The organism is Stenotrophomonas sp. 107298_Sma (genome assembly GCF_056480345.1).
Genome location: NZ_CM151094.1, coordinates 3,604,853 through 3,631,691, shown reverse-complemented (window position 1 = coordinate 3,631,691; position 26,839 = coordinate 3,604,853). Strand labels below are relative to the sequence as shown.

29 protein-coding genes and 1 tRNA gene are annotated in these 26,839 nt (G+C 66.4%); 20 read left to right on the top strand and 10 right to left on the bottom strand.

Features of this window, described 5'->3' with window-relative positions:
* Positions 1-29: 29 nt before the first annotated feature.
* The 16 genes from ACZK2G_RS16995 (at position 30) to queC (ending at position 14,273) form a co-directional block, all read left to right on the top strand.
* A complete protein-coding gene (locus ACZK2G_RS16995; protein ID WP_136639860.1) occupies positions 30-551 on the top strand; it encodes a GNAT family N-acetyltransferase in 522 nt (173 codons plus the stop codon).
* Between the two features lie 75 nt (positions 552-626).
* A complete protein-coding gene (locus ACZK2G_RS16990) occupies positions 627-1,259 on the top strand; it encodes an esterase/lipase family protein (protein ID WP_012511900.1) in 633 nt (210 codons plus the stop codon).
* Positions 1,260-1,421: 162 nt separating this feature from the next.
* A complete protein-coding gene (locus tag ACZK2G_RS16985) occupies positions 1,422-2,153 on the top strand; it encodes a YebC/PmpR family DNA-binding transcriptional regulator (protein WP_006386270.1) in 732 nt (243 codons plus the stop codon).
* 129 nt (positions 2,154-2,282) lie between these two features.
* Entirely contained in the window at positions 2,283-2,804 is a 522-nt protein-coding gene (gene ruvC / locus ACZK2G_RS16980; protein WP_006386268.1) for a crossover junction endodeoxyribonuclease RuvC, read from the top strand.
* 13 nt (positions 2,805-2,817) lie between these two features.
* A complete protein-coding gene (gene ruvA, locus ACZK2G_RS16975; protein WP_005410756.1) occupies positions 2,818-3,411 on the top strand; it encodes a Holliday junction branch migration protein RuvA in 594 nt (197 codons plus the stop codon).
* A gap of 49 nt (positions 3,412-3,460) precedes the next feature.
* Positions 3,461-5,380, top strand: coding sequence for a potassium transporter Kup (locus tag ACZK2G_RS16970; protein WP_012511897.1), 1,920 nt, complete (start codon positions 3,461-3,463; stop codon positions 5,378-5,380).
* A 473-nt stretch (positions 5,381-5,853) separates the two neighbouring features.
* Positions 5,854-6,894: a Holliday junction branch migration DNA helicase RuvB gene (gene ruvB / locus ACZK2G_RS16965; RefSeq protein ID WP_046983214.1), complete on the top strand. Its 1,041-nt coding sequence runs from the start codon at positions 5,854-5,856 to the stop codon at positions 6,892-6,894.
* Entirely contained in the window at positions 6,884-7,315 is a 432-nt protein-coding gene (ybgC, locus tag ACZK2G_RS16960; protein ID WP_006386170.1) for a tol-pal system-associated acyl-CoA thioesterase, read from the top strand. The genes ruvB and ybgC overlap by 11 nt, the downstream gene beginning before the upstream one ends.
* 10 nt (positions 7,316-7,325) lie before the next feature.
* On the top strand, positions 7,326-8,105 hold the full coding sequence (gene tolQ / locus ACZK2G_RS16955) for a protein TolQ (RefSeq protein ID WP_046983215.1): 780 nt from the start codon (positions 7,326-7,328) through the stop codon (positions 8,103-8,105).
* A gap of 24 nt (positions 8,106-8,129) precedes the next feature.
* Complete coding sequence (gene tolR, locus ACZK2G_RS16950; protein ID WP_006386166.1) at positions 8,130-8,558, top strand: protein TolR; 429 nt, start codon at positions 8,130-8,132, stop codon at positions 8,556-8,558.
* Complete coding sequence (gene tolA, locus ACZK2G_RS16945) at positions 8,548-9,603, top strand: cell envelope integrity protein TolA (protein ID WP_136639862.1); 1,056 nt, start codon at positions 8,548-8,550, stop codon at positions 9,601-9,603. Before tolR ends, tolA begins: the two co-directional genes overlap by 11 nt.
* Positions 9,604-9,898: 295 nt before the next feature.
* A complete protein-coding gene (gene tolB / locus ACZK2G_RS16940; RefSeq protein WP_006386162.1) occupies positions 9,899-11,218 on the top strand; it encodes a Tol-Pal system beta propeller repeat protein TolB in 1,320 nt (439 codons plus the stop codon).
* Between the two features lie 64 nt (positions 11,219-11,282).
* Entirely contained in the window at positions 11,283-11,801 is a 519-nt protein-coding gene (pal, locus tag ACZK2G_RS16935) for a peptidoglycan-associated lipoprotein Pal (protein WP_006386160.1), read from the top strand.
* A gap of 3 nt (positions 11,802-11,804) precedes the next feature.
* Positions 11,805-12,623 (top strand): tol-pal system protein YbgF, encoded by an 819-nt coding sequence (gene ybgF, locus ACZK2G_RS16930; RefSeq protein WP_046983217.1) that lies wholly within the window; start codon positions 11,805-11,807, stop codon positions 12,621-12,623.
* A gap of 205 nt (positions 12,624-12,828) precedes the next feature.
* The gene (queE, locus tag ACZK2G_RS16925) at positions 12,829-13,530 is read left to right on the top strand and encodes a 7-carboxy-7-deazaguanine synthase QueE (RefSeq protein WP_046983218.1); all 702 of its coding nucleotides are present in this window, start codon (positions 12,829-12,831) and stop codon (positions 13,528-13,530) included.
* A 77-nt stretch (positions 13,531-13,607) separates the two neighbouring features.
* Positions 13,608-14,273, top strand: coding sequence for a 7-cyano-7-deazaguanine synthase QueC (gene queC / locus ACZK2G_RS16920; protein ID WP_049422913.1), 666 nt, complete (start codon positions 13,608-13,610; stop codon positions 14,271-14,273).
* Between the two features lie 75 nt (positions 14,274-14,348).
* Here queC and ACZK2G_RS16915 read toward each other — a convergent pair whose 3' ends face one another.
* On the bottom strand, positions 14,349-15,305 hold the full coding sequence (locus ACZK2G_RS16915; protein WP_478473913.1) for a DUF2268 domain-containing putative Zn-dependent protease: 957 nt from the start codon (positions 15,303-15,305) through the stop codon (positions 14,349-14,351).
* 178 nt (positions 15,306-15,483) lie between these two features.
* Between ACZK2G_RS16915 and ACZK2G_RS16910 the strand changes: the two genes are divergently transcribed.
* Positions 15,484-15,559, top strand: a tRNA-Lys gene (locus tag ACZK2G_RS16910).
* Between the two features lie 75 nt (positions 15,560-15,634).
* Here the strand turns inward: ACZK2G_RS16910 and ACZK2G_RS16905 are convergent.
* The gene (locus ACZK2G_RS16905) at positions 15,635-15,952 is read right to left on the bottom strand and encodes a hypothetical protein (RefSeq protein ID WP_046983221.1); all 318 of its coding nucleotides are present in this window, start codon (positions 15,950-15,952) and stop codon (positions 15,635-15,637) included.
* A gap of 198 nt (positions 15,953-16,150) precedes the next feature.
* Between ACZK2G_RS16905 and ACZK2G_RS16900 the strand changes: the two genes are divergently transcribed.
* Both ACZK2G_RS16900 and ACZK2G_RS16895 read left to right on the top strand, forming a co-directional pair.
* Positions 16,151-17,002: an alpha/beta hydrolase gene (locus ACZK2G_RS16900; protein WP_337302822.1), complete on the top strand. Its 852-nt coding sequence runs from the start codon at positions 16,151-16,153 to the stop codon at positions 17,000-17,002.
* A gap of 84 nt (positions 17,003-17,086) precedes the next feature.
* Positions 17,087-18,025 (top strand): alpha/beta hydrolase, encoded by a 939-nt coding sequence (locus ACZK2G_RS16895; RefSeq protein WP_136639866.1) that lies wholly within the window; start codon positions 17,087-17,089, stop codon positions 18,023-18,025.
* Positions 18,026-18,062: 37 nt separating this feature from the next.
* On the opposite strand, the gene ACZK2G_RS16890 is transcribed toward ACZK2G_RS16895, so the two are convergent.
* Both ACZK2G_RS16890 and ACZK2G_RS16885 read right to left on the bottom strand, forming a co-directional pair.
* Positions 18,063-18,488 carry a response regulator gene (locus tag ACZK2G_RS16890; RefSeq protein WP_046983224.1) on the bottom strand — a complete coding sequence of 142 codons (426 nt, stop codon included), beginning with the start codon at positions 18,486-18,488 and terminating at the stop codon, positions 18,063-18,065.
* A 94-nt stretch (positions 18,489-18,582) separates the two neighbouring features.
* Positions 18,583-19,350, bottom strand: coding sequence for a CPBP family glutamic-type intramembrane protease (locus tag ACZK2G_RS16885; protein WP_478473910.1), 768 nt, complete (start codon positions 19,348-19,350; stop codon positions 18,583-18,585).
* Between the two features lie 149 nt (positions 19,351-19,499).
* Between ACZK2G_RS16885 and ACZK2G_RS16880 the strand changes: the two genes are divergently transcribed.
* A complete protein-coding gene (locus ACZK2G_RS16880; RefSeq protein WP_136639868.1) occupies positions 19,500-19,817 on the top strand; it encodes a TFIIB-type zinc ribbon-containing protein in 318 nt (105 codons plus the stop codon).
* Positions 19,818-19,823: 6 nt separating this feature from the next.
* On the opposite strand, the gene ACZK2G_RS16875 is transcribed toward ACZK2G_RS16880, so the two are convergent.
* The 6 genes from ACZK2G_RS16875 to ACZK2G_RS16850 all read right to left on the bottom strand — a co-directional run bounded on the left by ACZK2G_RS16875 (position 19,824) and on the right by ACZK2G_RS16850 (position 26,838).
* Positions 19,824-20,336 (bottom strand): GNAT family N-acetyltransferase, encoded by a 513-nt coding sequence (locus ACZK2G_RS16875; protein WP_478473909.1) that lies wholly within the window; start codon positions 20,334-20,336, stop codon positions 19,824-19,826.
* Between the two features lie 81 nt (positions 20,337-20,417).
* Positions 20,418-21,443 (bottom strand): copper resistance protein B, encoded by a 1,026-nt coding sequence (locus ACZK2G_RS16870; protein WP_478473907.1) that lies wholly within the window; start codon positions 21,441-21,443, stop codon positions 20,418-20,420.
* Positions 21,440-23,242, bottom strand: a complete 1,803-nt coding sequence (locus ACZK2G_RS16865; RefSeq protein WP_478473906.1) for a copper resistance system multicopper oxidase — start codon at positions 23,240-23,242, stop codon at positions 21,440-21,442. The genes ACZK2G_RS16870 and ACZK2G_RS16865 overlap by 4 nt, the downstream gene beginning before the upstream one ends.
* A gap of 75 nt (positions 23,243-23,317) precedes the next feature.
* Positions 23,318-23,701 (bottom strand): CopL family metal-binding regulatory protein, encoded by a 384-nt coding sequence (locus ACZK2G_RS16860; protein WP_046983229.1) that lies wholly within the window; start codon positions 23,699-23,701, stop codon positions 23,318-23,320.
* A 224-nt stretch (positions 23,702-23,925) separates the two neighbouring features.
* Positions 23,926-25,731 (bottom strand): DNA helicase RecQ, encoded by a 1,806-nt coding sequence (gene recQ, locus ACZK2G_RS16855; protein ID WP_136639872.1) that lies wholly within the window; start codon positions 25,729-25,731, stop codon positions 23,926-23,928.
* 558 nt (positions 25,732-26,289) lie between these two features.
* The gene (locus ACZK2G_RS16850) at positions 26,290-26,838 is read right to left on the bottom strand and encodes a Dps family protein (RefSeq protein ID WP_025879374.1); all 549 of its coding nucleotides are present in this window, start codon (positions 26,836-26,838) and stop codon (positions 26,290-26,292) included.
* Position 26,839: the final 1 nt, after the last annotated feature.

The following is a 26,839-nucleotide window of genomic DNA, read 5'->3' as shown; positions in this document are numbered from 1 at the left end:
GAACCGTTGTCCTGACGTCAACTCGACCCATGTATTCGATCCGCCGCGCTACCGTGGACGACGCGCCGACCCTGTCGGCGCTGGCCGCCCGCACGTTCACCGAAACCTTCGGACATCTTTATCCGCCACAGGACCTGCAGGCGTTCCTGGAGGAGTCCTATACGGTCGAGCGCCAGCGCACGATCCTGGCCCACCCCGATTACGCGGTGTGGCTGCTGGAACTGGATGGGGAGGCGGTCGGCCATGCCGCCGCCGGCCCCTGTGGCCTGCCGCATCCCGAGGTGAAACCTGGTGACGGCGAACTCAAGCGCCTGTACCTGATCAAGACGCAGCAGAGCTGCGGCTGGGGCAGCCGGCTGCTGGAAACCGCACTGGCCTGGCTGGAACAGGAGGGCCCGCGTACGTTGTGGCTGGGCGTGTGGTCGGAAAACTTCGGTGCACAGCGCTTCTACGCCCGTTATGGTTTCGAGAAGGTCGGCGAGTACCTGTTCCCGGTTGGCGACACGAACGATCTTGAATTCATCCTGCGCCGCGCACCGCGCGAGGCCTGACGTTCACCGCCGCTTGCTGCGCGCGCGTGTCCAATCACCGTACGTTCCTGCCCCGCTGACCGCCAGGCTGTTTGCATGACTCCCCCCGTATTACTGCTGCATGGCATCTGGAATGCCCGCGCCTGGGTCGGGCCGCTGGCCTGGCGCCTGCGTGCGCGTGGCTTCCAGGTGCATGCGTTTGGTTACTCCTCGGTGTTCGGCGGCCCGGATGTGGCCGTGCCGCAGTTGCTGGAGCGGCTGGCCGATGCCGGCCCGCTGTCGCTGGTGGGCCATAGCCTGGGCGGACTGCTGGCGCTGGAGGCATTGCGTCGCAATCCGCAGTTGCCGGTGCAGCGCGTGGTCTGCCTGGGGTCGCCGCTGCGCGGCAGCGGCACGGCGCGCTCGTTGTCCGAACATGGCTGGGGCTTGGCCCTGGGCCGCAGCAGCGATCTGCTGCTGGACGGCCTGCCGGACTGGCAGGGTAAAGCCGAGGTCGGCCTGATCGCCGGTTCGGTCCCGCACGGGCTGGGCAGCCTGCTCGGCGCCATTGACGATGCCTCCGACGGTACCGTGGCGCTGGCCGAGACCCGGCTGCCGGGGCTGGCCGACCATTGCGTGGTGCGTACCAGCCACAGCGGCCTGGTGGTGTCGCCGGATGCGGCCCGGCAGACCGCGCATTTCCTCCGTCACGGTCAGTTCCAGCACGGTCGCGACGCCGCCGCCGCGTAAGTCGGTGGGTGCGAACGACCTCCATCGGTGGGGGCGAACCGTTGGTTCGCACGCTCTTCGCCGGGCCATGCCCGGCGGCATCTGGCCGGCCTCGACACGGTCAACGGGCCCGATCAGGTAGAATCCGCGGCCTTATCCATCAACGCACGTACGGAAAGACCCATGGGTAGAGGCCCCTCCATCGAAAACCGCAAAAACGCGTCTGACGCGAAGCGCGGCAAGATTTTCACCAAGATCATCCGTGAGATCGGCGTTGCCGCGCGCGGCGGTGGAGGCGACCCCAACAACAACCCGCGGCTGCGCGTGGCGATGGACAAGGGCCTGACCGCGAACATGTCCAAGGATGTGATCGAGCGGGCCATCAAGAAGGCCACCGGCGAGCTGGAAGGCGTCGAGTACGAGGAAATCCGCTACGAGGGCTATGCCCCGGGTGGCGTGGCGGTCATCGTCGACTGCCTGACCGACAACCGCGTGCGCACCGTGGCCGATGTCCGCCATGCGTTCAGCAAGTGCGGCGGCAACATGGGCACCGAAGGCTCGGTGAGCTTCATGTTCAAGCGCGTGGGCGTGCTGCATTTCGCCGCAGGTGCCGATGAGGACGCCATTTCCGAAGCGGCCATCGAGGCCGGTGCGGACGATATCGTGGTCTATCCCGAAGATGGCGCGATCGACGTGCTCACCGCCGCAGACAGCTACCACGCGGTCAAGGAAGCGATGGAAGCGGCCGGGCGCACGCCGGATCATGCGGAACTGACCTTCCGTGCCGACAACGACATCAAGGTCGAAGGCGACACCGTCCTGCAGGTCAAGAAGCTGCTGGACATGCTGGAAGACCTCGACGACGTGCAGGATGTGTACTCCAACGCCGATCTCGGCGCGGACGCGTACGCCTGAACGGACGCATCACCGGTCGCCTTTGGCGGCCGGTGAGCGGACAATGCGCACCATGATGACCCCAGCCGTTTCCTGCCATTGCCGCTGCCAGCGTCCGTTCCGGACCTTCGGCAGCCGCGTGTGTGCCGCATGACCCGCATTCTTGGCATCGACCCGGGTTCGCAGCGGACCGGGGTCGGCATCATCGATGTCGATGCCACCGGCCGGGTGAGCCATGTGCATCACCAACCGCTGGTGCTGCTGGGCGCCGATGACTTCCCGCAGCGGATGAAGCTGCTGGTACTGGGCCTGGCCGACCTCTGCCGTGAGTACGAACCACAGGAAGTGGCCATCGAACGCGTGTTCATGGCACGCAACCCCGATTCGGCGCTGAAGCTGGGCCAGGCCCGTGGCGCGGCGATTTCGGCCGTGGTGCTGCGCGACCTGCCGGTGCACGAATATGCCGCCAGCGAGATCAAGCTGGCAGTGGTTGGCCGTGGCGGCGCCGAAAAGCAACAGGTTCAACACATGGTCGGGCTCATGCTCAACCTGAAAACCAAGCTGCAGGCCGACGCGGCCGACGCGTTGGCGGTGGCCATCACCCATGCCCACGTAAGGGCAACGGCCAACCGCCTGGGGCTCAGTGCCCGCCAGGCGTGGGGCCGCAAATGAGGAGCTGCACGCAATGATCGGTCGACTGCGCGGCATCGTCGCCTACAAGGCGCCGCCGTGGCTGGTGGTGGACGTGAACGGAGTGGGCTACGAGCTGGAGGCGCCGATGAGCACCTTCTACGACCTGCCCGAACTCGGCCGCGAGGTCACCCTGTACACCCATTACTCGCAGAAGGAAGACAGCGTCTCGCTGTACGGCTTCCTGCGCGAGGGCGAGCGCAGGCTGTTCCGCGACGTGCAGAAGGTCAGCGGCATCGGCGCGAAGATCGCGCTGGCCGTACTGTCCGGCGTCACCGTCGAAGAATTCGCCCGCATGGTCCAGGCCGGCGACATCACGGCGCTGACCCGCATCCCCGGCATCGGCAAGAAGACCGCCGAGCGCATGGTGCTGGAACTGCGCGACCGCGCGGCGCAGTTCGGTGCCGGTGGCGCGCTGCCGACCGGCAGTGGTCCGGCCCCGGCCGATCCGCTGTCCGATGCCACCGTGGCCCTGCAGCAGCTGGGCTACAAGCCGGCTGAAGCGGCGCGGATGGCCCGCGATGCCTTCAATGAAGGTGACGAAGTGGCCACCGTGATCCGCAAGGCGCTGCAGTCGGCGTTGCGCTGACCCGCTTTCCTTCCCCTCAACGAACCGCCTGAGCTTCGCCAGGAGTCCCATGTCCAGCAGTCAAACCCCGCACGCAGCCGCCCCCGGCGGCCACGGTCACGCCCCTCCAGCAGGAGGCCTGGCGCTGATCATCGGTGCGATCGGCGTGGTCTTCGGCGATATCGGCACCAGCCCGCTGTACACCCTGAAGGAGGCGTTCTCGCCGCACTACGGGCTCAACAGCGACCATGACACCGTGCTGGGCGTGCTGTCGCTGGCGTTCTGGGCGCTGAACATCGTGGTCACCCTGAAGTACGTGACCATCATCATGCGCGCCGACAATGACGGCGAAGGCGGCATCATGGCGCTGATGGCGCTGACCCAGCGCACGCTGCGCAACGGGTCGCGTTCGGCCTATGTGGTCGGCATCCTTGGCATTTTCGGTGCCTCGCTGTTCTTCGGCGATGGCGTGATCACCCCGGCGATATCGGTGCTGGGTGCGGTCGAAGGCCTGGAGGTCGCTGCCCCCGGGCTGCACGCCTTCATCGTGCCGATCACCGTGGTGGTGCTGCTGGCCGTGTTCGCGGTGCAGCGCTTCGGTACCGCGAAGATCGGCAAGCTGTTCGGCCCGATCACCTCGATCTGGTTCATTTCGCTGGCCGCGATCGGCATCTACAACATCGTCGACGCGCCGGAAGTGCTGAAGGCGTTCAACCCGTGGTGGGCGATCCGCTTCTTCATGGAGCACGGCTGGCACAGCATCTTCATCCTCGGCGCGGTGGTGCTGGCGGTGACCGGTGGCGAGGCGCTGTACGCCGACATGGGCCACTTCGGTGCCAAGCCGATCCGCCACGCCTGGTACTTCTTCGTGCTGCCCTGCCTGGTGCTGAACTACCTGGGGCAGGGCGCGCTGGTGCTCAACCATCCCGAGGCAGTGAAGAACCCGTTCTTCGAAGCGGTGCCGTCGTGGGCGCTGTACCCGATGATCATCCTGGCCACGATGGCAGCGGTGATCGCCTCGCAGTCGGTCATCACCGGCGCGTTCTCGGTCTCGCGCCAGGCCATGCAGCTGGGCTACATCCCGCGCATGCGCATCAAGCACACCTCGCACGACACCATCGGCCAGATCTACATCCCGGGCATCAACTGGGGTATCGCAGTGATGGTGATCGGCCTGGTGCTGGCCTTCCGCAGCTCGTCCAACCTGGCCGTGGCCTACGGCATCTCGGTGTCGGCCACCATGCTGATCGATACCCTGCTGCTGGCCCTGGTCGCGCGCTCGCTGTGGCCCAAGGCCCGCAACTGGATCCTGCCGCTGTGCGTGGTGTTCTTCGTCATCGATCTGGGCTTTGTCATCGCCAACGGCGCCAAGCTGCTGCAGGGCGCCTGGTTCCCGGTGGTGCTGGGTATCTTCCTGTTCACCATGATGCGTACCTGGCGTCGTGGCCGCGAACTGCTGCGTGACGAGATCCGCAAGGACGGCATCCGCATCGATACCTTCCTGCCGGGCCTGATGCTGGCACCGCCGGTACGCGTGCCGGGCACCGCGGTGTTCCTGACCGCCGATCCGACCGTGGCCCCGCATGCGTTGATGCACAACCTCAAGCACAACAAGGTACTGCACGAGCGCAACGTGTTCCTGCACGTGGTGACCCTGCCGGTACCGTATGCGCCGGAGGGGCAGCGCCTCAAGATTGAATCGGTGGGCGACGAGTTCTACCGGGTCTACGTGCGCTTCGGCTTCATGGAGACTCCGGACGTACCATTGGCGCTGATGCGTTCGTGCGACCACGGCGGCATCTACTTCGACCCGATGGACACCACCTTCTTCGCCAGCCGCGAAACCATCGTCGCCACCGCCAACCGCGGCATGCCGATCTGGCGCGACAAGCTGTTCGCGCTGATGCATCGCAACGCCGCCCCGGCGACTGGGTTCTTCCGGATTCCGGGCAACCGCCTGGTGGAGCTCGGAGCGCAGGTGGAGATTTAATCTCCACCTGCGCTACGTCCCACGATTTGCTGCGCAAATCGTGGGCCCCGCCCGCATTCCACCTTATCCCCCCGCCTGTCGGCGCGCCCCCTTGAACAACAAGGGGGCTCCGCTTGCGGAGACGGTGCGCTCTGGAAGCAGAGTCCACTCGGCTCCTCAGGTCCATCCGCGCATGGCGTGGATCTACCGTGTCGACCAAGGTCGACACCTACCAGGAGTGGCCATGCCATTCCGTCAGATCGCGGAGATCTGTCGAAGGCGGGGTGGGTCCGGTTGCGGGGGTGTCCGCGGCATGGATGCCGCGGCCAAGCCCCCATGGATGGGTTTACGGCGTCCCCCGCAACCGGACCCACCCCGCCATCCATCAGGAAACCTGCTTCTGCTGTCGCTTCGGCAGTTGAAGTTGCAGTTGCTTCTGCGGGTGCCGGGCGCAGCCCGGCCGAATCTCCCCGCTTTTACCGCATAATCAGCACATGACCGACGACCGCATCATCGCCGCCGGCGCCACCCGCGAGGATGACGCCGCCGACGCCAGCATCCGCCCCAAGCGCCTTGCCGACTACCTCGGCCAGGTGCCGGTGCGCGAGCAGATGGAGATCTACATCCAGGCGGCCAAGGGGCGTGGCGACGCGCTGGACCACGTGCTGATCTTCGGGCCGCCCGGCCTGGGCAAGACCACGCTCAGCCATGTCATCGCCAACGAACTGGGCGTGGCCCTGCGGGTCACCTCTGGCCCGGTGATCGAAAAGGCCGGCGATCTGGCCGCACTGCTGACCAACCTGCAGCCGCACGATGTGCTGTTCATCGACGAAATCCATCGCCTGTCGCCAGTGGTCGAGGAAGTGCTGTACCCGGCGATGGAAGACTTCCAGATCGACATCATGATCGGCGAGGGTCCCGCCGCCCGCTCGATCAAGATCGACCTGCCGCCGTTCACCCTGATCGGTGCCACCACCCGTGCCGGTCTGCTGACCGCGCCGCTGCGCGACCGCTTCGGCATCGTCCAGCGCCTGGAGTTCTACAGCGTTGAAGAGCTGACCCGCATCGTGCGCCGCTCGGCAGCGATCCTGGCCATCGACTGCACCGCCGATGGCGCTGGCGAGATCGCGCGCCGCGCGCGCGGCACCCCGCGTATCGCCAACCGCCTCCTGCGCCGCGTGCGCGACTATGCGCAGGTGAAGGCCGGCGGCCACATCGACGAAGCCGTGGCTCAGGCTGCGATGAAGATGCTCAAGGTCGACCCGGAAGGCTTCGACGAGCTCGATCGGCGACTGCTCAAGACCATGGTTGATTACTTCGACGGCGGCCCGGTCGGCATCGAATCGCTTGCTGCGGCGCTGTCTGAAGAGCGCGGCACGCTGGAAGACGTGGTCGAGCCGTACCTGATCCAGCAGGGTTTCCTGGTGCGCACCGCGCGTGGCCGCATGGCCACCCACAAGGCCTACCGGCACATGGGCCTGAAGCCGAAGAACCCGCCGCAGGACCTGTTCGCCGAGGTTCCCGATGTCGGTTGAGCCCCGATTCAGTTGGCCGACACGCATTTACTGGGAAGATACCGACGCAGGTGGCGTGGTCTACCACGCCCGCTACGTGGCCTTCATGGAACGGGCCCGGACCGAATGGATGCGTGCGCTGGGCTATGGCCAGGAGCGCATGCGTGCCGAGCACGGGATGGTCTTCGCGGTGCGTTCGATGCAGATGGATTTCATCAAGCCGGCACGGCTGGATGACACCCTGCAGGTGAGCGCAACGCTGGTCCAGCTGAAGAAGGCCAGCATGGCCTTCGACCAGCAGATCCTGCGCGACGGCGAGCTGCTGCTGTCGGCCCAGGTCCGCATCGCCGCACTGGAAGCGGCCAGTTTTCGCCCGCGTGGCATGGACGAAGCCGTCCTTGCCGTGCTGAAACCCCACCTCCACCCCGAATCCGAACATTGAGGAACAACGGATGATCGCAACGCTCCTGGCCCTGCAGGCCACGGTCACCGAGGCATTGCCGGCCGACGTCAGCAACGCCGCGACACAGACCCTTGCCCAGGCCACCACCGGCGGCGGCATCAACTACCTCGAACTGATGGCCAAGGCCAGCCTGCCGGTGAAGATCATCGTGCTGGCGCTGCTGGTCGGCTCGTTCGTCAGCTGGGTGATCATTTTCCGCAAGGCCCGCATCTTCAAGCAGGCCACGCGCGAAGCCGACGAGTTCGAGAACCGCTTCTGGTCCGGCGCCGACCTGGGCAAGCTGTACAGCTCGGCCACCGACCGCAGCCGCAATGTCGGAGGCCTGGAGGCGATTTTCGAAGCCGGCTTCCGCGAATACAGCCGCCTGCGCGACAAGCGCCGGCTGGACGGCCGTGCGCAGCTGGAAGGCGCGCAGCGTGCCATGCGCACCACCTACACGCGCGAAGTCGACCAGCTCGAACGCAACCTGGAACTGCTGGCCAACATCGGCTCGACCGCCCCCTACGTGGGCCTGGTCGGCACCGTGTTCGGCATCATGGTGACCATGCACGACATGATCAGCAGCGGTGCGCAGGCCGGTATTGCCGCCGTCGCGCCGGGCATCTCCGAAGCACTGTTCGCCACCGCCATCGGCCTGTTCGTGGCGATTCCGGCGGTGTGGGCCTACAACCGCTTCACCACCCGCGTGGAGCGCATGTCGGTGCGTTTCGAGACCTTCGCCGACGAGTTCAGCTCGATCCTGCAGCGCCAGAGCGCTGGCGACGAGTAAGCGCCTGACCCGGGAGTCCATGCCATGTCCGCTGCCATCGGTCGCCGCAAGCGCCGCAAGCTGAAATCGGAAATCAACGTCGTTCCCTACATCGACGTCATGCTGGTGCTGCTGATCATCTTCATGGTCACCGCGCCGCTGCTCACCCTGAGTTTTGATGTCGACCTGCCCAACTCCAACGCCAAGGCGCTGGAGAGCAAGCAGGACCCGGTGATCGTCTCGGTGCGCCAGGACGGCCAGCTCAGCCTGAAGCTGCCTGACGCCAAGGAGCCGACCGCCGTGTCGGCCGAGGAACTGGAAGGCCGCCTGGCCGGCATCGCTGCCCAGGACAAGGGCGTGCGCGTGATCGTCGCCGCCGACCGTGCCGTGGCCTATGAAAAAGTCATTGCCGCGATGGATGTGATCAAGCGCGCCAAGGTAGACAAGGTAGGCCTGGCCACCGATGCACGCTGACGCCCTGCCACCCCCGCATCAGCGCGAACCCGGCTGGGGCCTGCCCCTGGCCCTGGCCGTGCTGGTGCACCTGCTGGTCGCGCTGATCTTCATCGGCGCCTGGCTGTGGTCGCCCCAGCGCAACACCGATGCCGCCGCCGGCGATCCGTCGGTCGAGGCCAGCCTGGCGCTGTCCTCGTCCGAGGCCGCTGCCGCGCGCCAGGCCCTGCGCCAGTCGGAGAAGCTGGAAGACCTGCCACCGCCGGTCGCCGAGCCGATCCCGGTGCCGGAAGACACCATCCCGCCGCCGCAGCCGATTCCCGAGCCGCGCCCGCAGGACGCCCCCACGCCTCAGCAGCAGCAGGCGCAGGAGCGTGTCGCGCAGCCGGACACCAAGGATCAGGAAGCGGTGAGCGCACTGGCCATCTCGCAGGAGAAGGCCAAGCAGGAACAGGAAGCCAAGCGCCGCCAGGAGCAGATCGACCTGACCGAACGCAAGCGTCAGGAAGAAGCGGAGCAGAAGCTGCGCCTGGCCAAGCAGCAGGAAGCGGACGAGAAGAAGAAGCAGGCCGAGCAGGAACGCGTGGCGGCTGACAAGGCCGAGGCCGAAAAGCAGAAGAAGATCGCCGAGATCCGCGCCCGCCGCGAGCAGGCCGAGAAGGAAGCCAAGCTGGCCGAGCAGAAGCTGCGCCAGGTCGCCGCCGCGCGCAACGCCGCCGGCAGCGCCGCCGCCGGTGCCAGTGGTGCGGCACAGCCGGCTGGCGGTGGTGGTGGCACCAGCGATGACCTTTCTGCCAAGTACGCCGCCGCGATCCAGGCCAAGGTGCTGTCGCAGTGGGTACGTCCGGATACGGTGCCACTGGGCCAGCGCTGCACCATTACCATCACCCAGATTCCGGGTGGCACGGTGATGCAGGCCAAGGTCAGCCCGAACTGCCCATACGACGAGGCCGGCAGGCGTTCGATCGAGGCCGCGGTGCTCAACGCCCAGCCGCTGCCGTACCGCGGGTTCGAGTCTGTGTTCGCGCGCACGCTCAACTTCACCTTTACCGCCCAGGATCGCTGAGGCGGGCAGGGCAGGGTGGCCATCGGGCCACCTGCGCCCACGGATGTCGCGCTTGCCTCTGGCGGGCCCGGTTTCAGCCGGGCAGGCTGGGTGTCGCCCGGGAACGCCGCCTTTCGAGGGGGCCGTGATCGGGGCCGACGAGGCCGGTGGGTGCGATGTTAGCCACGACGTTAACGGTGCGTGAGAGAACGAGCTGGAACTGACCCGGAATTCACGTACCCTTGGTTCATGATTGCGAAGCGGTTCACTTCCGCTTTGCTATCCCTCGTTCCGGTTTCCCCCTATTGAGCGCTCCATGAAAAAGATGCCTCGCTGGCTTGCCGTGTTTGCGGCCCTGTTGCTGCCCTTTGCTGCCGTTGCGCAGCAGAAGGGGCTGGATATCGACATCATCGGCGGCAATGCCTCCGCGCTGCCGATCACCGTTGTGCCGATGCCCTACCAGGGGTCTTCGGCCGCACCGCAGACCGACGTCGCCGGCGTGGTCCGTGCCGACCTTGAGCGTTCGGGCCAGTTCCGCACGCTGCCGGAAGCGCAGATCGTCGAGAAGCCGGTGCGCGGCGGCGACATCCAGTTCGCCACCTGGCGCGCGCTGAAGCAGAACTACATCGTGGTCGGCCGCGTGCTCGACGCCGGTGCCGGCGCCTACCGCGTCGAGTACGAGCTGTTCGACGTGCCCAAGGGCGAGCGCCTGCTGGGCCTGGCGATGACCGCCCGTGGCAATGCCATGCGTGACGTCGCCCACCAGATGGCCGATGCCATCTACGAGAAGATCACCGGTGTGCGCGGCGCCTTCTGGACCCGCATCGCCTATGTGACCGCCAGCGGCAAGGGCGATGCCATGCGCTATGCGTTGATGGTGGCCGACTCCGACGGCTTCAATCCGCAGACCATCGTGCGTTCGGCCGAGCCGCTGCTGTCGCCGTCGTGGAGCCCGGATGGCAGCAAGCTGGCCTATGTCAGCTTCGAACGTGGCAACTCGGCCATCTACATCCAGAACATCGGCACCGGCGCGCGTGAGCTGGTCACCAGCTTCCGTGGCATCAACAGCGCCCCGGCGTTCTCGCCGGATGGCCGCAAGCTGGCCCTGACCCTGTCGCGTTCGGGCAACCCGGAAATCTACGTGATGGACCTGGGCAGCAAGCAGCTGGCCCAGCTGACCAACCACTTCGCCATCGACACCGAGCCGACCTGGGCGCCGGACGGCAGCGCGGTGTACTTCACTTCCGACCGCGGTGGCCGTCCGCAGGTCTACAAGGTGGGTGCGGGCGGCGGCAGCGCCGAGCGCGTGACCTTCCAGGGCAACTACAACGCCAAGCCTTCGGTGTCCTACGATGGAAAGAAGATCGCCGTCGCCCAGGGCTCGGGCAACAGCTACAAGATCGCGATGATGGACAGCTCGCTGGGTTCGCCCCGCTGGAGCACGCTGTCCCCCGGTTCGCTGGATGAGTCTCCGAGCTTTGCGCCCAACGCAAGCATGGTGTTGTACGCCGCCCGCGAGGGTGGCCGTGGTGTGCTGTACGCCGTTTCGGCCGATGCGCGCGTGCGCCAGCGGTTGGTTCTGGCTGACGGAGATGTGCGCGAACCGGCATGGTCCCCATACCGTACCCAGCGCTAAAAGAGTGTTAATATTTTCGCTGTCTTGATCCCCTCATCGGCCTAGGAGCCACAAAGGTATCGCCATGAACAAGTCCACCCGCGTTCTGCTTGTTTCCCTGCTGTCTGTGGCCGTCCTGGCCGGTTGCTCGAAGAAGGTCAAGGAAGAGCCGCAGGCTCCGGTTGACACCGGCACCTCGACCACCACCCCGACCGGTCCGTCCACCTCCGGCCTGTACGGCCCGGGCGACCTGGACACCGATGCCTGCCTGCGTCAGCGCGTTGTCTACTTCGACCTGGACAAGGAAGACGTGAAGCCGGAATTCCAGGCCATCATGGCTTGCCACGCCAAGTACCTGCGTGACCGTCCGTCCTCGCGCATCACCCTGCAGGGCCACACCGACGAGCGCGGTTCGCGCGCGTACAACCAGGCCCTGGGCGAGCGTCGTGGCAACGGCGTCAACTCGGCGCTGCAGGCCAACGGTGGCTCGGCTTCGCAGCTGACCGTCGTGTCCTACGGTGAAGAGCGTCCGGTCTGCACCGAGTCGAACGAGTCCTGCTGGTCGCAGAACCGTCGCGTCGAAATCGTCTACACCGCGCAGTAATCCATGCGCATTGGCATCAAATTGATGCTGGTCGTTGCGGCAGCCCTCGTGGCTGCCGCACCGGCGCATGCACAGCGACAGAGTCTGGCCGACCGTGTCGGCGCGATCGAGCAGCAGATGTACAACAACAGTGCCAACCAGGACCTGTTGAACCAGATCAACCAGCTGCGGCAGCAGGTGACCAGCCTGCAGGCCTCGATCGAGCAGTTGCAGCACGACAACGCCCAGCTCAAGCAGTCCGCCCAGGACCAGTACCTGGATCTGGACAGCCGCCTGAACCGGTTGGAAGGGGGCAATGCCGCCCCGGCCCTGCCGCCCGTTCCGGCGAGCGCGCCGAAGGCCGCCCCGGCCCCGGCAAAACCCGCAGCGGCGGCCACTTCCGAGCGGCCGCCTTCCGTCCATGGTGATGCCGGCAGCCTTGCCGCCACTGGCGACGAGCGCACCACCTACAACGTCGCCTTCGATTCGTTGAAGGCCGGCAAGTACGATGATTCGGCGCAGCTGTTCCTGAGCTTCCTGCAGCTGTACCCGAACGGTGTCTACGCGCCGAACGCGCTGTACTGGCTGGGCGAGAGCTATTACGCCACCCGCAATTTCCCGATGGCCGAGACCCAGTTCCGTGAACTGCTCTCGCGCTATCCGACCCACGACAAGGCCGCTGGCGGCCTGCTCAAGGTCGGCCTCTCGCAGTACGGCGAGGGCAAGGTCGACCAGGCCCAGCAGACGCTGGAGACCGTCGTGGCGCAGTACCCCGGCTCGGACGCCGCGCGCACCGCGCAGGACCGCCTGCAGTCGATCCGCCTCGGCAAGCAGATCCGCTGATCCGCTGACCGGGCGTACAATACGTGTCCTGTAGAGCCGAGCCCATGCTCGGCTGCTTTCGTTTCCGGACCGGCAAACCCGTCCGGATCCGGTAGCGCCGGGCCATGCCCGACCGGCCGCTGTTGTAGAGCCGAGCCATGCTCGGCTGCTTTCGTTACCGGCCACGGTAGCCCATCCGCCACGTGTCCCACCAAGAAGTCCCGCCATGACCGCCGTTACCCCGTCCAGCGCCGCCGCCACACCCAGCGAGATCGTGCAGTCGCCGCTGCCACGCCTGAAGATCACCGAGATCTTCACCTCGCTGCAGGGCGAAGCCGATACCGCCGGCTGGCCGACCGTGTTCGTGCGCCTGACCGGCTGCCCGCTGCGCTGCCAGTACTGCGACACCGCCTACGCCTTCCATGGTGGCACCTGGTGGGACATCGACGACATCGTGGCCGAGGTGCTCGCCCAGGGCGTGCGCCATGTCTGCGTGACCGGTGGCGAGCCGCTGGCGCAGAAGCGCTGCCTGGTGCTGCTGCAGAAGCTGTGCGATGCCGGCATGGACGTCTCGCTGGAAACCTCCGGCGCGCTGGACGTCAGCGCGGTGGACCCGCGCGTGTCGCGCGTGGTCGACATCAAAACGCCCGGTTCGGCCGAAGCCGCCCGCAACCGCCTTGAAAACCTGCCGCTGCTGACCGCGCGCGACCAGATCAAGTTCGTCATCTGCAGCCGCGAGGACTACGACTGGGCCAAGACCATGCTGGCCGAGCACGACCTGGTGAAGCGTTGCACCGTGTTCTTCTCGCCCAGCAAAGGCGAGATCACCGCGCGCCAGCTGGCGGACTGGATCGTCGAAGACCGGCTGCCGGTGCGGTTCCAGATGCAGTTGCATAAAATCCTGTGGAACGACGAACCGGGCCGATGAGCCCACGCAGCGTTCCCTGATGTAGCTCCGGCGCGGGACAGCGTGCTGGCTTTTCCCCCAAACCGGAAGATTGACCCATGAAGAAGGCAGTCGTGCTTCTCTCCGGCGGCATGGATTCAGCCGCCGTCATTGCCATGGCCCAGGAACAGGGCTTTGCCGTGCATGCCCTGAGTGTGCGTTACGGCCAGCGCCACACCTCTGAACTGGACGCCGCCGCCCGCGTGGCCAAGGCCCAGGGCGTAATCGCGCACAAGACCGTGGACGTGGACCTGCGCAGCATCGGTGGCTCGGCGCTGACCGACGATATCGACGTGCCCGAAGCCGGCGGTGCCGGCATCCCGGTCACCTACGTACCGGCGCGCAACACCATCATGCTGTCGCTGGCCTTGGGCTGGGCCGAAGTGCTCGGTGCCAACGACATCTTCTGTGGCGTCAACGCCGTGGACTACTCCGGCTACCCGGACTGCCGCCCCGAGTTCGTGGCCGCGTTCCAGGCGCTGGCCAACCTGGCCACCAAGTCCGGCGTGGAAGGCGCGGGCATCAAAGTGCACGCACCGCTGCAGTTCCTCAGCAAGGGCCAGATCGTCAGCGAAGGCGTACGCCTGGGCGTGGACTTCGGCCTCACCGTGTCCTGCTACAACGCCGACGCCAACGGCGCCGCCTGCGGCCACTGCGACGCCTGCCGCCTGCGCGCGCAGGGCTTCACCGAGGCCGGTGTAGCCGACCCGACGCTGTACGCCTGACCGCGGATACGCCGGCAGGTTTGATTCTGGTAGTTGCCAACCTTGGTTGGCACTTCCACCGGGCACGGCCCGGCGCTACCGCTGCCGCAACCACCCCGATGCCGCGATGAAGGCACGCACCGCCTCGGGATCGTTGTAGTCCAGCTCGATCATCCGCGCGATGCCCGCCTTCTCATCGGCCTGCTGCCGCATGTATTCCTGCGCGATGCGGTAGCCGGCGTAGTAGCCCACATCACTCACCCCGAACGGATTGCGGGCGCTGTTGTACAGCCAGTTGTCGAGATTTTCCCCATCCATCTCAGCAATGAAGCGCGTGCGGATGTCCGCTTCGTGTGTTGCGCCGTAGTCGTAGAAGGGTAGTGCCGGCCGGCGTCCGCTGATGCGCTCCGCCACATACTCGGCCACGCCCTCGCGCACCGCGTACTGGGCCAGCCTACCCGTGGTCTCACGCTGCTGCGTGTGCACGTACTCGTGCAGGTTGTTCTGCGCGTTGTTCGCGCCCGGCCGGCTGTCGTAGAAGATCCGCAGGCGGTCGCGCATCTTCGCCGGGAGTTCGCTAACGTCCACGTGCTCATCGCCCAGCGCCATCTCCGCGCCGATCAGCACCTTGTCACCCAGCGTGGTACCACCGGTACGCAGCACGCCCACCGCGTAGGTGATGGTGGCCGGGCGCAGAGCAGGGTAGAGCGCACGGAACGCGGCCAGATCGCGCTCCAGCGAGGCACTGGCTTGCTGCGCGTTGGCGGTGAGCGGGCGTACCGAGGTCCAGAAGCGCGGCCACGCGTTCATGGCGTCGGCGTATTCGCGGGCGGTGTAGTTGCGCACCTGCATCAGCGCATGCAGTCCAGGGCTGCCCGGATCGATGTAGCGCTGCTGGACCAGCGCCACCTGACGCTCAGCATCAGGCTCGGCGCGCACCGCGTCATAGGTGGCCCAGAAGCGGCCGATATCATCGGTGACGACCTGGGACGGGGCGGCCAGTACCGAACACGGCAGCAGCAAGGCAGCAATCAGGCTGAAGGGCAGGCGCATCCGTGGCTCCGAGCGGGGATCATACCTGGGATGCGCAGGAGGCCCGGAAGGTTTAAGCGGGCTCGCCTGGCCGGGTAGTGCCGGCCGCTGGCCGGCACCCGCAACACATCGGGGTTTCACCCGGCCCGGCAAAGTAGGGTAGAATGCCCACCCCGCCGAAAGGCCGGGGAAGTGCAATGGGCCGTTAGCTCAGTCGGTAGAGCAGAAGACTTTTAATCTTTTGGTCGAAGGTTCGAATCCTTCACGGCCCACCATTGCATCCAGTGACCCAGGTCATTCAGGAAGGCACCGCCAAGCGGTGCCTTTTTTGTTGCCCTGGTCCGGTGCCTCTACTTCGTCCGCATTCCCTTGGCTTTTGCGGCTGCTGCGTCGGCAGCCTCCTGTGCGGCCGTTGCTGCCGCATTCGCGGAACGCGCCGCTTCCGCTTGAGCCGCCTCGAAGTCTGCCCGGCGCTGCGCGCTGATCCGGCGTTCCAGTTCTGCAGATGCGACGAAGCTTTCCGGATACTTCGAGGCACAGGCCTGTTGCACCAGTTGTACCGCACGGTCGGACAGGCCGGGTTGGATGTTGCCGAGCAAGCAGTCAGCATACGGTGCAGATGCAGCGGGGCCTGAAGCCAGCGCTGCGATGACCAGGGCATTCAACATGCGTACCTCCTTGTAGGTTTCGATTGGACTACGGTGCGGTCTGGCCCGAGTATGGGCCCGTTCGTGGTGCAGGTGTTCCTCTCATCCACGCAGGGCTTGGATCTACTGAGCATCTGGCAGCGGTAGCGAGCATGCCGAAACCGCCAACGCGCCGGCCCTGACGCTATGCTCGGCATCTTTCCCAGGATGGCTTACCCCATGCGCTTGATCGTGCTGTCGCTTCTGCTGTCCGCTGTCTCCGTCGCGCCCCTGATGGCCGCCGAAACTGCACCGCCCGCGCTGGCCGATGCCGCAGCCCCACTGGTGATCGGCGAGACCTTCAGCATTGAATCGAAGGCGCTGGGCGAAACCCGCCGCATCAACGTCTATCGCCCGCAGCCGTGGGGCCTGGATCCGAAAGCGCCGTTGCCGGTGCTGTACATGGCCGATGGCGGCATCGGCGAGGACTTCCTGCATGTGGCCGGGCTGGTGCAGGTGTTGACCGGCAACGGCAGCATGCGCCCGTTCCTGCTGGTCGGCATCGAAAACACCGAGCGTCGCCGCGACATGACCGGCCCCAGCAACGACCCGCAGGACCAGAAGATCGCGCCGCGCATCGGTGGATCGGCGGCCTACCGCCGCTTCCTGCGCGATGAGCTGATGCCGCAGGTGCGTCTGCGCTACCCGACCACCGACGAGCGTGCGCTGATTGGTGAATCGCTGGCCGGCCTGTTCGTGATCGAGACGCTGCTGCAGGAACCGACACTGTTCAACAGCTACATCGCGCTGGACCCCAGCCTGTGGTGGAACCGGGGCACGATGCTGGCCGCTGCGGCCAAGCAGCTGCCGGCTGTGACGCGCGCGCAGCCCCGTGTGTTCCTGGCCAGCAGCGGACAGCCGGAACTGGCCGCATCCACTGCGCGACTGGCCGAGTTGCTGCAGCAGGCTTCGCCGTCGCCGCTGATGAAGTACCTGCCGCTGCCTGAGGAAACCCACGCCACGATCTATCACCCGGCCGCCCTGCAGGCGCTGCGCACGCTGTTCCCGGCGCCGCCGCCGGCCTCGCCCTGACCCGGCGTGGCACTGCATCGCACGACGTGTGAGGATGCGGTAGCGGCGCCACCCGGGTGCGCCGCCCGCAACGGGAGAGCGTGGATGCAGCGTGTGCGTGGATGGAGTGTGGCGGCCTGCCTGGCCGTGAGTGGCTGCGCGATGTCGGTGGCGCCACCGGCAACGCAAAGTGACGCGAAGGAAAGCGCGGCAGCCGCCGTGCCGGGCGTGGTGCTGCCAGATACCGAAGCATTGCGCGTGCACGATCCTGTGGGCCGCGATTACCCGATCTGGGTGGCGCTGCCGGCCGACTATGCCGCACACCCTGAGAAGCACTATCCGGTGCTGTACGTGACCGATGCGCTTTACAGCTTCCCGCTGGTGCGCAGCGTGCGCAATCTGGTGGGGCAGCAGGGTATCAACATCGAGAATTTCATCCTGGTTGGGCTGCCACCGCAGGAAGGCCTGACCTCGAAGCAGAGTCGCTCGCGCGACTACACGCCCAGTAATCCGGCGCGTACTGCTGAGGGCTATTACAGCGATGACGTCACCTACGGCGGTGCCGCGCACTATCGTGATTTCCTGGCGGCACAGGTGCTGCCGATGGTCGATGCGCGTTATCGCACCGACCCCGCCCGGCGCCTGTTCGCCGGCCATTCCTATGGTGCGCTGTTCGGCGCCTACGTGCTGACCACGCAACCCGACATGTTCAGCACCTACATCCTGTCGAGTCCTTCGTTGTGGTTCGACCAGCTTCTGCTGCCGCGCATGCAGGATGCTGCCGTGATTCCGGTGCAGCCCACGCGCGTGCTGCTGTCGGTGGGCAGCTACGAGACGGACAAGCCAGGGCCGCGCTATTCAACAGGCAACGACATGCTGCGGCAGACCGCGGACTTCACCACCCAGCTGCAGCGCAGTGGCCGCAAGCTGCAGGTGGACAACGTGGTGATCGACGGCGAGGACCATCTCACGGTCTACCCACGGGTGATCACTCGTGCACTGCTGGAGGTGATGCCGGGCGAAGGGCCGTACACCGGCGGTTGATGGCCGGTCGCATCCACGCCATGCGTGGATGATTGCCTCAGGCCGCGCTGGCCTGCGGCGGCGGCATCAACGTGGCATCCGCCGCATGGCGGAAACACAGGCGGATGGCATCGAGCAGCTCGCTCATGCTGTACGGCTTGGGCAGGAAGTGGATGCCCTCCCGCAACTGCGGCAGCACGCGGTGCTGGTCCATGCCGGAGGTTACCAGGATCGGCAGCTGCGGCAGGTGCTCGCGCACGCGGTTGGCGGTTTCGATGCCGCTGATGCCGCCCAGGCAGACGTCGGTGAACAGCAGGTCGAACGGTTCGCCGGCGTTGAGCAGGCCCAGTGCGGCCTCGGCGCTGCTGACAGCGGTGACCTGGCAGGCCTGGCTTTCCAGGGCGAGACGACTGAGTTCCTGGGTTTCCTCGGCGTCCTCGATCAGCAGGACGCGCGGTTCCACAAAGCGCTTGGACAGCAACATGACGCGGCAACTCCGGACAACAGGGGGAGCGAAAGGCGCGCAAGTATGCGCAAGCCGGTAGTGATCCCGGCGTGCACGGCAAGCTAAGTGGGCGTTACAACCGCGACTGGCGCCGGCGACGCACGTGCCAGGCCAGGATCGTGACCGCGAGCAGGGCCGTGCCGATGCGCAGGCCGGTAGCCTGCCAGCCCAGTGCAACGGCATCATCGAGGCTGAACACATTCCAGGCCAGGTTCATCGAAACGTGCAGGACCAGGCCGCACCACAGGGTGTCGCCGTCCAGGTGATCAAGCCAAGCGAAGATGAAGCCGCCGAACGCGATGACCGCGCCAATGAACAGCGCGATGCCGCCACCGTCGAACCCACCGAAGCCGAGCCAGTGCACCATGCCGAACAGCACCGCCTGCGGCAGCGCGAGCAGCGGCCACGGGCCGCGCACGATCTTCACCAGCAACACGAAGCCGAGGCCGCGGAACAGCACTTCCTCGGCCAGCGGGAACAGCACGGCCAGCATCATGGCGTCCAGCGCGGTCAGCGCCGTGTTCGCGGTGCCGAGCAGCGCCAGTCCCAGCCAGCAGGGGAGGCTGGCCAGCAGCACCCACGTCGGACCGCGCCAGCCGTTTCCACGTAGGCCGAGGCTGGCCAGCAGGCCAATGCCGCGGGGTCGCAGCAGCGTAGCCAGCAGCAGCGCAACCAGTACTGCCAGTGCGTTGTCCAGCAGGCTGCCGCCATAGGGCATGGGCAGGGCGGGAATGGGAGTTCCTGCGGCTGCGGCGATATCGCGCAGGTTCAGGCCCAGGCCAACGCCCAGCAGGACCAGCAACAGACGTGTGGCGGTGGGCAAGCGGGACAACACTGTCATGTACGCACTCCCTGCGGGACAAGTCCGCAGTGTCGGGCCCTTCGGCATGACCGGCACGCGCCGGAAGTCCCTGTGCCTTCGGTCATGCGTTGCCGCACAGTCATCACCGCGCAGGTACAGTCGATGCCAGACCGACAGGAGCAATGCCGATGCTGTGCCCCGTGTGCAAGACCCAGACCCTGCAGATGGCCGAACGCCATGGCATCGAGATCGACTACTGCCCGAGCTGCCGTGGTGTATGGCTGGATCGTGGCGAACTCGACAAGATCATCGAGCGCGCCACTGACGGTGCAGGTGCCGCCATGCCGCCGCCAGCGCCTGTGCAACCGCAGGCCGCTCCGCCGCCGGTGATGCATCGCGATACCCGTCATCTCGGCCAGCGCCATGATGACAACCGTGGCCAGTACAGCCAGGGCTACAAGAAAAAGAAGAAGGAGAGCTTCCTCTCCGAACTGTTCGATTTCTGACGCTGCTCAGGGCCGGCGCAGGATGAATTCGCGGTCGCGGCTGTCGCCGACGATGAAATCGTACTCGCCGGCCTTGCTGCAGCCATAGCGCGCATAGAAGCGCTGCGCGCCGAAGTTCTCTTCCCACACGCCCACCCACAGGGTGCGGCGGTGTGGCTGGTCCAGCCAGGCCATGAACGCATCCATCATGCGCGCGCCATGGCCGCCGTTCTGGTGTGCGGCCAGGATGTAGAAACGCTTCAGCTCAATGTCGCCCTCGCGCGCATCCGCATGCGGCAGGGTGTTGGCGCCGGCGGCGAGATAGCCGACCACCGAGTCACCGTCCATCAGCAACCAGACCGCACTGCGCGGGTCGGACAGTTCGGCCCGCTGCGGTGCGATGCCGTAGTGCGCCTGCAGGAAATCGTGCAGATCCTGCGGTGGGTACGAGTCGCCCCAGGTCTCGGTGTAGGTGGCGATGGCGATCACCGACAGCGCGTCGGCGTCGGCGAGGGTGGCGCGGCGGATCTGCAACGACATGGCGGTGCCTGCATTGGAACGTGGCGCAGTGTAGCCGGCCCCGGCGGCTGCCGGGGCTGGCCACTGCTCACGTAACGCTGCTCAGAACCACATGCGCACGCCCGCCACCCAGCGCGTGTCGCGCGCGTGGTCACCGGCGTAGCCGGCGGTGTCCCCAAACGTGCGTTCGTGGCTGATGCCGATATAGGGCGCGAAGCGGCGGCTGAACTCATAGCGCAGTCGCAGCCCGGCTTCGACCTTGTTCAGGCCACGGCCGATGCCATACTCCTTCTCGTCCTTGGCCGCGACTGTAGCTTCCAGCAGGGGTTGCAGGACCAGGCGGTTGGTCAGCAGCACGTCGTACTCGACCTCGGCCTTGGCCAGCACCTGGCCACCGGAGCCCATGTACAGCGTGGCTGAGCTCTCGAACTTGTACGGCGCCAGGCCCTGGATGCCGATCGCCGCCCAGGTGCGTGAATCGGCGGGGCGGAAATCCTGGCGCACACCGACCAGTACGTCCCACCACGGCGATACGCTGCGGCCATACAGCGCTTCCAGCGATGACGACTCGGTGCGGCCACGACTACGCTCGCCATCGGTGCGCAGCCACAGGCGGTTGATGTTGCCGCCGATCCAGCCGGTGGCCTCCCAGGCTTGGCCGTTGCTGCTCTTGCCATCCCAGTGTTCGAGACGGTCGATCAGCAGCAGGCTGTTGATCTCCGGCGCGTGTTCCATCGCACCGTGCGCGATGGGCGGGAACGCGGCGGCGCGGTCGGCATCGGTGGGCACCGGGATCGGTTCGCGCGGTTCGGTCGGTGCGGGTGTGCCGTGCCCCATCGCCGCGTGATCCATCTTGGAATGGTCCATCGCCGCTGGCTGCATCGCGCCATGGTCCATCTTCGAGTGGTCCATGGCCGAGTGGTCCATGCCGGCGTGATCTGCCGCACCCATGTCCATCTTCGAATGATCCATCTTCGAATGATCGACCTGTTCGGCCGGCGTCTTCACGGCCTTCGCGGGCGCGTCCATCGTGTCCATGTCATGGCCGGCATGGGACTGCGCGAACACCGGCAGCGTAGCAGCCAGGCCCAAGGCCAGCAGGCTGGGGGAAAGGAGGGAGCGGCTCATTCTTCGATCCTCACTTCGCGCATCATGCCCGCTTCCATGTGGTACAGCAGATGGCAGTGGTAGGCCCAGCGGCCGAGTGCGTCGGCGCGTACGCGATAGGTGCGGCGTGTACCGGGCGGCATGTCGATGGTGTGCTTGCGCAGCTGGAATTCACCCTGTGCGTTTTCCAGGTCGCTCCACACGCCATGCAGGTGGATCGGGTGCTGCATCATGGTGTCGTTGACCAGCACAATGCGCATGCGCTCGCCGTAGTTCAGCCGCAGCGGTTCGGCCCCGGCGAAGGGAATGCCGTCGAACGACCAGGAGAACTTTTCCATGTGGCCGGTCAGGTGCAGCTCGATCTCGCGGCCGGGCTCGCGGCCGTCGGGGTCTTCGAACAGGCTGCGCATCGCACCATAGGTCAGCACCTGGCGACCGTTGTCGCGCAGGCCGATGCCGGGGTCGTCCAGTTTCGGCTCGGTGGCCGAACTCTGCATGTCCACCAGTGGATTGTTGCGCTCGCTGGCCGGATGCTTTGGCGCTTTGCTGGCGGTCTCGCCGCCGCCATGTGCGCCGTGGCCCATGCTGGCACCGCAGCCGCCTTCCATGCCCTTCATCGCCGCCATGTCGTGGCCACCGCTGCCCATGTCGTGTCCCATGTCGCTCATCGTCAGCAACGGGCGCGGGTCGCGCGCGGGAATCGGTGCCTGCAGCCCATGGCGCACGGCGAGGGTACCGGCGGCATAGCCGGTGCGGCCCATGTCCTGGCAGAAGATGGTGAAGGCATCCTGGCCGCTGGGTTCCACCAGTACGTCGTAGGTTTCGGCCGGGGCGATGCGGAACTCGTCGATGCTGACCGGATGGATGTACTGGCCGTCGGCGGCGACCACGGTCATCTTCAGGCCGGGGATGCGCACGTCGAAGTAGGTCATCGACGCACCGTTGATGAAACGCAGCAGCACCTTTTCGCCACTGCGGAACAGCCCGGTCCAGTTGCCGGCCGGCGCGGTCCCGTTCATCAGGTAGGTGTAGGTGTGCGCGTTGATGTCGGAGATGTCGCTGGGCGTCATCCGCATCCGGCCCCACATGCCGCGGTCGGACAGGGCGGCGGACCAGCCATCGCGACGCGCGTCGCGCAGGAAGTCGGGCAGGGTGCGCTTGTAGTAGTTGTCGTGCTCGGCGAGCTTCTTCATTCGCCGGAACAGCGCGCCGGGATCCATGTCGGTCCAGTCGGACAGCATGATCACGTGCTCGCGGTCATGCCGGTACGGCGCCGGTTCGGCCGGGTCGATGATCAGCGGGCCGTACAGCCCCGCCTGTTCCTGGAACAGCGAATGGCTGTGGTACCAGTAGGTGCCGGACTGCTTGAGGTCGAAGTGGTAGTGGTAGGTCTCACCGGGGCCGATGCCGTTGAAGCTCAGGCCGGGTACGCCATCCATGTTGGCCGGCAGCAGGATGCCGTGCCAGTGGATCGAGGTCGGGTGGCGTTCCAGCGTATTGCGCACGAACAGGTCCACGGACTGGCCTTCGCGCCAGCGCAGGATCGGTGCCGGCAGCGAGCCGTTGACGGTGATCGCCGGGCGGGTGCGGCCGGTGAAGTTGGCCAGCGATTCGCCGATGGCCAGTTCAAGGCGGGTATCGCTGAGCACGGCCGGGGCACCGGCCAGGCGCGGGGCGGCGCTGGCGGCGGCAAGCGCGCGTTGCGGCACGCCGACAGCGGCGATGCCGGCAACCACGCCACCGGCGGCGAGGCCCTGTACGAACAGGCGGCGCGACGGCATGGGCACAGCGCCCGGGCCGGGGGGAATGCGGGTATTCATGAGGGTGACTCCAGACACGGAAAGACGCCGGCGGGTAGCCGGCTCCAGTGCGCAGGGCGCACGGTGCGTGTGGAATCAGCCGATGGGAGGGCGCGAGATCGGCGGCAGCGGCGGCGCCGGGCGGCCATTGGCCGGCATCGGCTGCGGTGCCAGCGACAACGCCGGGCCAGCCATGACCGGCAACGGCAGCACCACCAGCAGCGGGTGCTGGGCGCAGCTGCGCACGCAGTCCTTGATCTGGCAATGAGCGTCGTGGGCGGGGGCCTTGGCCTGCGGGGCCTCGTCGGCCTGCATGCCGGCGTGGTGGTGGCAATCAGGGGTGCCACCTTCAACAGCAGCGGCTACGGCGTGGGCCATCCGGCCCATTTCCTCGTGACCACTGGCCATGGCCGCGTTCAGCCCGTTGAGCAACAGGCTGAGCATGAGCACGACACGGAGCAGGGTCGAGGCCAGGGACATGACACTAATCTAGCTGCAAGTGGGCGCGGATGCACTTCCGGCTGAATGGCCGGTTCAAGGTTGGAGCAGCACCAATGTATGTAGAGCCGAGCCCATGCTCGGCTGCTTGTGCGGCAACAGCAGCCGAGCGTGGGTTCGGCTCTACGAGGACACCTGCGCGCTGTCAGCGAAGGGGTAGCGCCGGGCCATGCCCGGCGAGCGCCCAACGCGGCAACGCGTGGCGGTCAACCTTCCTCCCGCACGATCTCCACCAGGCGCGGGCCGTAGCGGCTCAGCTTGGTGCCGCCGATGCCGCCGACCCGGGCCAGTTCGTCCAGGCTGGTCGGGCGCTGCTCGGCGATGTTACGCAGGGTGCTGTCGTGGAAGATCACGAAGGCGGGCACGTTCTGTTCGCGTGCCAGTTCGGCACGCAGGCCGCGCAGGGCATTGAACAACGCCAGGTCCTGCGGCAGCACCGACAGGCCGGTGCGCTGGGCACTGCGCTCGCGGCCGGTGCTGGTGCTGACGGCGTCGCGACGCATGCTGATCTGCCGACGTCCGGTCAGTACATCGCGGCTGGCATCGGTCAGGCGCAGTCCGCCGTGGCCCTCGCTGTCCACTTCCAGCAGGCTGGCGGCCACCAGTTGGCGGAATACGCTGCGCCAGGTGCGCGCGTCGAGGTCGCGGCCGATCGCGTAGGTGCTCAGTTTGTCGTGGCCCTGCTGCCTCACTTTCTCGTTCTCGCTGCCGCGCAGAACGTCGATCAGGTGGCCGACGCCGAAACGCTGGCCACTGCGGTACACGCAGCTGAGCGCCTTCTGGGCAGGAATGGTCGCGTCCCACGACGCTGGCGGGGTCAGGCAGTTGTCACAGTTGCCGCAGGGCTCGGGGTAGGTTTCGCCGAATCCGGCCAGCAGCACCTGGCGGCGGCATTGCATGGATTCGCAGTAGCCCAGCAGGTGGTCGAGCTTGCCCCGTTCGAGCTGCTTGCGTTCTTCGCCGGCCTCGGACTGCTCGATCATCTGCTTGAGCAGCACCACATCGCCCAGGCCGTAGCAGAGCCAGGCCTCGGCGGCTTCGCCATCGCGACCGGCGCGGCCGGTTTCCTGGTAGTAGCCTTCCATCGACTTGGGCAGGTCGGTATGCGCCACGAAGCGCACGTCCGGCTTGTCGATGCCCATGCCGAAGGCGATGGTGGCGCACATCACGATGCCGTCCTCGCGCAGGAAGCGGCGCTGGTTGTTGGCGCGTACCTCCGACGGCAGGCCGGCATGGTAGGGCAGGGCGTTGAAGCCCTGTGTGCAGAGGAACTCGGCGGTTTCCTCTACCTTGCGCCGTGACATGCAGTAGACGATGCCGGCCTCGCTGCGATGGCTGCGCAGGAAATCGCTCAGCTGCTTGCGGGCGTTGTCCTTCTGCACCACGGTGTAGCGGATGTTGGGGCGGTCGAACGAGCTGACGAAGTGGCGTGCTTCCTGCAGGTCCAGCCGCTCGGCGATCTCACGCTGGGTTGGCGGGTCTGCGGTGGCAGTCAGCGCGATCCGCGGAATCTCCGGCCAGCGCTCATGCAGTACGGTCAGCTGGCGGTATTCCGGGCGGAAGTCGTGGCCCCACTGCGATACGCAATGCGCTTCGTCGATGGCGAACAGGGCGATGTGGCTGCGCGACAGCAGTGACAGGAAACGGCCGGTCAGCAGGCGCTCGGGAGCGACATAGAGCATGTCCAGCTCGCCGGCGAGCAGCTCGCGTTCGACGCGCCCGGCGGTCTCTGCGTCCAGAGTCGAGTTCAGGTACTCGGCGCGCACGCCGAGCTGGCGCAGGGCTTCGACCTGGTCCTGCATCAAGGCGATCAACGGCGAGATGACGATGCCACATCCGTCACGCAGCAGGGCCGGCACCTGGTAGCACAGCGACTTGCCGCCGCCGGTGGGCATGAGGACCAGGGCATCGTGACCGGCAGCCACATGCTCCACGATGTCCTGCTGCGGACCACGGAAATCGTCGTAACCAAAGACGCGGCGGAGCAGGTCGTGCGCGGGACGGGAAGCCATCCGGCTAGTTTACCCCGGCGGGGGTTCGGCAGGGCTGCGCCCTGCACCCGCTACAAGCCGGTGCAACGTCAAAGGCAACAGCCGGCTCTGGCTTGTCTGCTGGCTGGGTGGGGCGGTGTGGGCTTGCAGGACACGCCGTAAACCCGTCCATGGGGGCTCGATGGCGCCATCCATGGCGCCAACGGTCCTGCAAGCCCACACCGCCCCACCCCCGACAGATTCCCGTTGACGGTGGGGCCATCCACTCGATGCCTGGATGGAATCTGTCAGATATCGACAAACAAAATGGGGTCAGATCCGTTTTCCGCAGGAAAACGGATCTGACCCCAGGCTTTGCTGGCAGATCGCGGGAAACTGTCGAAGGCGGGGTGGGTCCGGTTGAGGGGGTGTGAGCGGCATGGATGCCGCGACCAAGCCCCCATGGACGGGTTTACGGCGTCCCCCTCAACCGGACCCACCCCGCCAACCCTCAGGAAACCCGCTTTTGACGTTGACGTTGAACTTGACGTTGCCTCGGCAGGTGCAGGGCTGCAAGCCCTGCCGAAGCCCCCTCAACCCTTACTGCAGCAGCGAGCGCAGCATCCAGGCGTACTTCTCGTGGGTCTGCAGGCGCTGGGTCATCAGATCCTCGGTCGGGGCGTCGTCAGCGTCGTCGGCCACATCCAGCACTTCACGTGCCGTACGGCATACCGCTTCGTTGGCGACCACCAACTGGCGTACCATTTCACGCCAGTCCGCACTGTCGGTCAGGCCCGGCTCCTCGACGATCGAGGTCAGCGCAGCAAATTCCCGGTAGGAGCCCGGGGCATTGAAGCCCAGTGCGCGGATGCGCTCGGCCACATCGTCCAGTGCCGCCCACTGCTCGGTGTACTGCGTTTCGAACATGGTGTGCAGCGAGTTGAACATCGACCCGGTCACATTCCAGTGGAAGTTGTGGGTCTTCAGGTAGAGCGTGAACGCATCGGCCTGGAACCGTGCCAGACCGTCGGCAATCTTCTTGCGATCGCCCTGGGTGATCCCGATATCGATGTTGGGGGCCGACGGTGCCGATGCCGCAAGCTTCTGCTTGCCGGTCTTGGGCTTGGTCGTGCTCTTGGTCTTCGCCATG